The organism is Limnobacter litoralis (genome assembly GCF_030160455.1).
Lineage (GTDB): Bacteria > Pseudomonadota > Gammaproteobacteria > Burkholderiales > Burkholderiaceae_B > Limnobacter > Limnobacter litoralis.
The window spans coordinates 1-5,880 of record NZ_BSOJ01000003.1; the positions used below are offsets into that span (position 1 = coordinate 1).

General features: G+C 51.5%; 9 protein-coding genes. 8 read left to right on the top strand and 1 reads right to left on the bottom strand.

Annotated features, from left to right (window positions below):
• The 8 genes from QQJ87_RS00850 to QQJ87_RS00885 form a co-directional block, all read left to right on the top strand.
• A partial coding sequence (locus QQJ87_RS00850) for a hypothetical protein (RefSeq protein ID WP_284279385.1) occupies positions 1 to 259 on the top strand: 259 nt, incomplete at its 5' end.
• Between the two features lie 58 nt (positions 260 to 317).
• Complete coding sequence (locus QQJ87_RS00855; protein ID WP_284279386.1) at positions 318 to 539, top strand: hypothetical protein; 222 nt, start codon at positions 318 to 320, stop codon at positions 537 to 539.
• 57 nt (positions 540 to 596) lie between these two features.
• A complete protein-coding gene (locus QQJ87_RS00860; RefSeq protein ID WP_284279388.1) occupies positions 597 to 920 on the top strand; it encodes a CopG family antitoxin in 324 nt (107 codons plus the stop codon).
• A 39-nt stretch (positions 921 to 959) separates the two neighbouring features.
• On the top strand, positions 960 to 1,544 hold the full coding sequence (locus QQJ87_RS00865) for an NAD(P)H-dependent oxidoreductase (protein ID WP_284279389.1): 585 nt from the start codon (positions 960 to 962) through the stop codon (positions 1,542 to 1,544).
• Between the two features lie 103 nt (positions 1,545 to 1,647).
• The gene (locus tag QQJ87_RS00870) at positions 1,648 to 1,926 is read left to right on the top strand and encodes a type II toxin-antitoxin system RelE/ParE family toxin (protein ID WP_284279394.1); all 279 of its coding nucleotides are present in this window, start codon (positions 1,648 to 1,650) and stop codon (positions 1,924 to 1,926) included.
• Positions 1,926 to 2,219 carry a HigA family addiction module antitoxin gene (locus QQJ87_RS00875; protein WP_284279390.1) on the top strand — a complete coding sequence of 98 codons (294 nt, stop codon included), beginning with the start codon at positions 1,926 to 1,928 and terminating at the stop codon, positions 2,217 to 2,219. The genes QQJ87_RS00870 and QQJ87_RS00875 overlap by 1 nt, the downstream gene beginning before the upstream one ends.
• Positions 2,220 to 2,416: 197 nt before the next feature.
• Positions 2,417 to 2,815: an alternative ribosome rescue aminoacyl-tRNA hydrolase ArfB gene (gene arfB, locus QQJ87_RS00880; RefSeq protein WP_284279391.1), complete on the top strand. Its 399-nt coding sequence runs from the start codon at positions 2,417 to 2,419 to the stop codon at positions 2,813 to 2,815.
• A 121-nt stretch (positions 2,816 to 2,936) separates the two neighbouring features.
• Positions 2,937 to 4,232, top strand: a complete 1,296-nt coding sequence (locus QQJ87_RS00885) for a lipase family protein (protein ID WP_284279392.1) — start codon at positions 2,937 to 2,939, stop codon at positions 4,230 to 4,232.
• Between the two features lie 164 nt (positions 4,233 to 4,396).
• Here the strand turns inward: QQJ87_RS00885 and QQJ87_RS00890 are convergent, their stop codons facing one another.
• Positions 4,397 to 5,581 carry an ATP-binding protein gene (locus QQJ87_RS00890; RefSeq protein ID WP_284279393.1) on the bottom strand — a complete coding sequence of 395 codons (1,185 nt, stop codon included), beginning with the start codon at positions 5,579 to 5,581 and terminating at the stop codon, positions 4,397 to 4,399.
• Between the last annotated feature and the right edge of the window lie 299 nt (positions 5,582 to 5,880).

The window sequence follows — 5,880 nt, forward strand, 5'->3', positions numbered from 1 at the left end:
CCTGACCAAATCCCACCCCCACGTCGAGGCCATAGTGCACGGTGGGGGACAAATCATGATCGGCTCAATCAAGCCCATACGCCACGCCGCCGTGGCTCACGATGGAAAAAAGACACTGGCAATGCTGCGCTTTAAAGCAGGCGAGTCTTTGGAGCAAATCCTGCACCGGTTGGAGCTTGCAATCGCTCAGGCACAACTTGATGGCCATTGCGTGGACGAACTGAACAAGCCAGATTCAGACAAGACCTACAAGTTCTGATACATCACCGCAAGGCGGTGTCGGCGTGACGCTTACCACATTTTGATGTGATGCCGCGATGAAACCATTTCGCTGGAACCATGAAAAAAATGAAGTGCTGAAAAGCGAACGGAGCATCTCGTTCGAGGAGATTGTGCTGGCAATTGAGGCTGATGGTGTACTGGATAATTTGAATCATCCCAATTCGAACAAGTACCCGGGTCAATCCATTCTCGTTGTGGCGCTTAATGGTTATGCTTACTTGGTGCCTTATGTTGAGGAACCTGAATATTTTTCTTGAAAACGGTCATTCCAAGCCGGAAAGCGACTCGGGATGATTTGAGCAGGAGCACGCCAAATGAAAAAACTTGATAAATTTGAAACTGATATCTTGGCAGATTACGAGCATGGTGAGCTCAAATCTACTTCGCCAAAAAAAAGCGATTTGGCAAAATTCAAGGCGGCAGCAAGTGCAACCTTTATCAAAGACAAGAGGATCAATATTCGATTGTCCTCACCTGACTTGATGGACATCCAGGCGCGAGCACTTGAAGAGGGAATTCCCTATCAGACTTTTATTGCCAGTGTGCTGCACAAATATGCTTCCGGTCGGTTGGTGGAAAAACCCTCCAGCCTAACAAGTCGCTCAACCGGTCGCTCCGAAAGGAACCGCGCCGATTAGCTTAATCGTTAGGCATACATGATAAGGAGCATCTTCACAGTGCCCAAGAACATCACAGTTATTCTCGGCCATCCCGATGGATTGAGCTTCTGCAATGCCATTGCGGAGAAGTACGCTACATCGGCACGGGCAGCGGGTCACACTGTCAGGCTTTTTAAGCTCGGAGAAGTCGAGTTTGACCCCGTGCTGCGTCACGGGTACAACAAACGGCAGGAGTTAGAGTTAGAGTCTGCACTTGTCGAAATTAGTGAATCAATCAGTTGGGCGCAGCACCTAGTTTTCGTCTATCCGATTTGGTGGGGATCAATGCCAGCGATCCTCAAAGGAATGTTTGATCGCATTTTCTTGCCGGGATATGCATTCAAGTACCGCAAGGATTCGCCATGGTGGGATCGACTGCTGGTAGGTCGTAGCGCTCATGCCATCGTTACCATGGATACCCCGCCATGGTATTACCGGTTCGTCTACACAATGCCGGGGCATCATCAGATGAAAAAGACTATTCTCGAATTCTGCGGCATCAAGCCGGTCAAGATCACTTCATTTGGCCCAGTTCGTGGCACCTCAGAGGCGCAGCGGTCCAAATGGTTGCTGAAGGTTGAGCGATATGCCGCGTTGGCCTGACAATGCGCTGCTACGGAAAATTTACTCGCTTGCGCTCCCAAATTTCCGCAGAGCGCGGCGTTAGGCCACTTGTTGCGCAGTGCGCAACATGCTACAGTTAGACATGATCAAGAGTTTTCGCCATAAAGGCTTGCGGCGTCTTTTTGAGACTGGCAGCACCTCAGGCATTCAAGCTAGCCACGCCAAACGATTGAGGCTTCAGCTTGCCGCCTTGGACACTGCCAAGTCCATTGAGGACATGGACATTCCTGGTTTTCGCCTGCATCCGTTGAAAGGTGAAATGCAAGGTCGCTGGTCAATTACCGTCAACGGTAATTGGCGCATCACGTTCGAGTTCCAAGACGGAAACGCCTACGTTCTAGACTATGAGGACTACCACTAATGGCTATGCACAACCCTCCCCACCCTGGCGAGTTTATCTCTGGCATCTACCTTGAGCCCAATGGGATCAGCGGTCGCCTGCTGGCCGAAAAGCTCGGCGTTGCTGCATCTACGCTCAGTCGCATCTTGAACGGCACCGGCCGAATTTCTCCTGAAATGGCACTGCGTCTTGCCAAGTCCCTTGGCCGCTCTCCTGAGAGCTGGCTTGCCATGCAAGACGCACACGATCTTTGGGTGGCTCGGCAGTCCGTTGACTTGAAAGGCGTTGGCAAACTCAAGTTGACGGCGGCCTAACTGGGCGTTGCACACGGACGCCCATGCTTCGCATGGTCGCCGGTGAACTTTGGCGTTAGACGTTGCGATTGATCATCTCAGCGCGTAGACCAAGGCTATAAGGCCTTTGATAGTTGACTAAATAACATTCAGCCAGTTTTTGCCGTAGGCGACCTGCAATAATTGTTGTGGTCGAGTATGAGGGGGCAATTAGTCCGATGTCGTTCACGGTATCGCCAAAAGAAGTCGAGTTCACCGCAATCCGCGCCCAAGGCCCAGGCGGTCAAAACGTCAACAAAGTCTCCAGCGCGGTGCATCTGCGCTTCAACATTCACGCCTCGTCGCTTCCCGCTGAACTGAAAGGTAAGCTGCTTGCATTGCCCGGCAGGCGCGTCAGTAAAGACGGTGTCTTGATCATCAAGGCGCAAGCCTCCAGAAGCCAGGAGGAGAACAAGGCCGCAGCCTTTGCGCGCTTGCAGGCCATTGTCGCCGAGGCTCAGCTGGTTCAAAAGCCGCGCCGCCCCACCAAGCCCACATACGGCTCTGAAAAGCGTCGGCTGAAGGCCAAATCCATTCGGTCTGAAGTGAAAGCCGCACGCGGAAAAGTGCAGGAATAAGCGGGGCAAACCCCGCGTTCCGCCATCCCTCCGATTCAAGCAGACCCATCCCTCAATTTCTCACCTTCCGCGCTCTTTGATACGCTTGCGCACTGTTTCCAATACAGGCGCGCAGTGTTCAATGTCTAAAAAAACAATGTGGATCTTCTTCGGTCTGCTTGCTTTCTCTCTTGTCTGGACTTTCGTAATTGCCCCGGCCAGCGTCCATTTGCTGCGTTTTGTGCCCAGCGACGACAAGCCCTTGCTGAAGCAAGTCATCCTGTTCTCTGCCGTTGATGGTCAAATGCTGAACCACGGCAAACCTGCAGCAGGTTTGAAAATTGAGCGTGTTTACTCTTGGAATGCCGAGGACGATCAACCCAAACCCGGTGATTTGGTGCTTCACAAAGATGTGGTTTTGACAGACAAAGAGGGTCGATTTCACTTTGACGAAGTGAAGGGCGATCCACAGGTTGAGCATGATCAGGCTCGCATGGTGAACATCATCAACCAGCAGCTTTATTGGCTAAAAAACAAATCGGACGCCATGCTTTATTTCAACGACCGACATGGTTACGAAGTGGGTGAGGAAACTGGATATCCAACAATCCAAATTCGATGTGACATCGCCACAGAACGCCCCATTGAAGACACAGGTAAGCGCCCCACGGTAATTCACTGCATTGGCCACAGCCTGGGTGGTGCCTTGGCAAACCTGAATGCGGCACTGCTTCAAATGCGGGGTTACAACGTGGCGCTGTACACGCTGGGCAGCCCGCGGGTGGGCTATCTGTCGTTTGCCCATGACATGACCAAATGCATACCGGAAACCCAAATCAGGCGGATCATGAACCCGGCGGACCCAGTGGCCATGGTCCCGCTGTTTCCGTTTGTGCACGCCAGCCGCTCGCAGTCCGAGCTGTATGTGCCCGTGGCGCATTCGGGGATGATCCGGGTGGCCAATCACCTACTGGGCGATGGGTACAAGCCCGTCGCCAGCATGTCGTCATGGTCGCAACTTAAAACGGCTGCGCAATACGATTTTGATCGTTCCTTGATGAAAAAATACCTGCAAGCCTACGGCTCGAAAAGCAGCATGAGCGTGCTGGCCATGCTGACGCTCGAGCAAAAATTGCTGGATTTGGGTGACGCGGCCGAACTGGCACCATTCGCTGTCGCGCAATCCTTTTTGTCCACTTATATGACGGCGTTCGATCGCCTTAATAGTTTTCTGCCCAAAGTGCCTTACCTGCAAGGCAAGCCGCTGCAGGCCTACAACGAGGTCATTCACAGCCTGTCGCAGTTTTTGGGGCGCGCCAAGCCATCACCGAATCAGTCTAGGCCCGATGTTGCCTTGCTTCGGGGTTTGCTGGGGCACTTCAACACCGAGGTGGGCGGAATGGCGAGTCTGGCCATTCGAAAGGCGTCGGCGGGTTGATCAAACCGAGCCACTTCTGCCGCGCATGAAGAGACAGTTTCTTGGTGATTCAGACGACGTAGTAAAACGTCTCTGGCTGGAGAGGTTCTTGGAATGGCGCCGCTGTTTTGCAGAGCCTCGGTTCATCCTCGAAGACATTCAAAACGAATTTACTACCTTCATCCCTATGCGTTGTCTGCATTCTTTACAAAATTACGGATTAAGTACTCTTCGAACATTGGAACTGTGAATGCAATGTCCCCATGTGATGGACTGTAAATCATTCCCTTGCTGATGATTTGCGCGCGTCTCGGTCCTAGACTTTGATTCGTTTCGTTCAGTAGGTCGGCTACATCCGATGATCTGTATGGGCCGCTACCAAGCTTTGCCATTGCGATGACATACTCCCGTTCTTTGGGCGTTAAGCGATCAAATCGTACTTTGAAAAACCCCTCGTCCAAACGCTTTGTTGCCTCGTCTGCAGCCTGCAACGCATCTTCTAGTTTGATGCTGGACTCGTCAGCGATATTCCAGCACTGATAGCCCCATTCTTGTAGAAAGTACGGGTAGCCTTTGGTCTTTGCCAGTATCTCGCTGATTGCGTTGTCGTCAATTTGTTCACCTTCTTCTATGATTGGGTTTCTTATTGCCTCCGTCGCATCCGCATTCTCTAGCGCACCAACCGCAGGGTAGTGAAATAGCCGTTCAGCGTATGATTTCGCATCACCCGAAAGCGCGGCTACTTGTGGCAGTCCAGCACCGAAGAACAGAACTGGCAGAACTTTTTGATTAACTTTATGGAGTGCGACTATTAGAGCTGCCAAATCTTCGGAGCGCAGATATTGAACTTCATCAATGAGCAGCGTCCAGGCTCTACCAGCAGCCTTTGCAGCCTCGCCTACGCGAACGAATAATTCGGATAAATCTGCTTCTATATCTCCGCTGTCAGCAACGCCCACTTCAGGATCAACCGAAATAGAAGTATCTCCATAGGAGAGCTTGAATACGGAGGCAAACGAACGAAGAGCCCGCAGAGCCTGATGAACTTTAGCCTTCGCATTCTCCGAGGTAGAAAGCTTGCGTAAGGCTTGATTGATCTTTGGCAGAAGCAACTCACTGAGTGCTTTTCCTTCTGGCGCTTCGATCGCGGATATGACGTGGCCCTTTGATTCGCCCATCTCTTCGATCTTGTTCAATAAAACAGTCTTCCCTACGCCGCGCAGGCCAAGTAGCATCATTGACCGGCAGGACTTGCCTAGCAAAGCCCTTTGAATTGCTATCTGTGCCTCCATAAGGATCGCTTCCCGCCCCGCAAGCTCTGGCGGTCTACTCCCTGCACCTGGGGCAAATGGGTTTCTAACGGCGTCCATGGGATCTCCTGCAACACAAATTCTATTAAAGTATATGAAAGTATATCTATTTTTTGTTATACATGTATAGATTAAGCTATAAATTGAAGTGTCTGACGATTTGGTGTGCTCGGACAAAACTGCGCACTGCAAGCTTGTGATCTGCTGCAAATATTTGCCACAAGCTTACTCTGCTTCGTTAGGCTGGTAGGGGTCGGCACTCTTGGTAAATTCATTTGGCCTTTAATGGAAGGTGCGTATTCTGGCCGAAACTGGACACGGTTTCTGGCTGAAACTGGACACCGTTTCCAGAGCAAGCT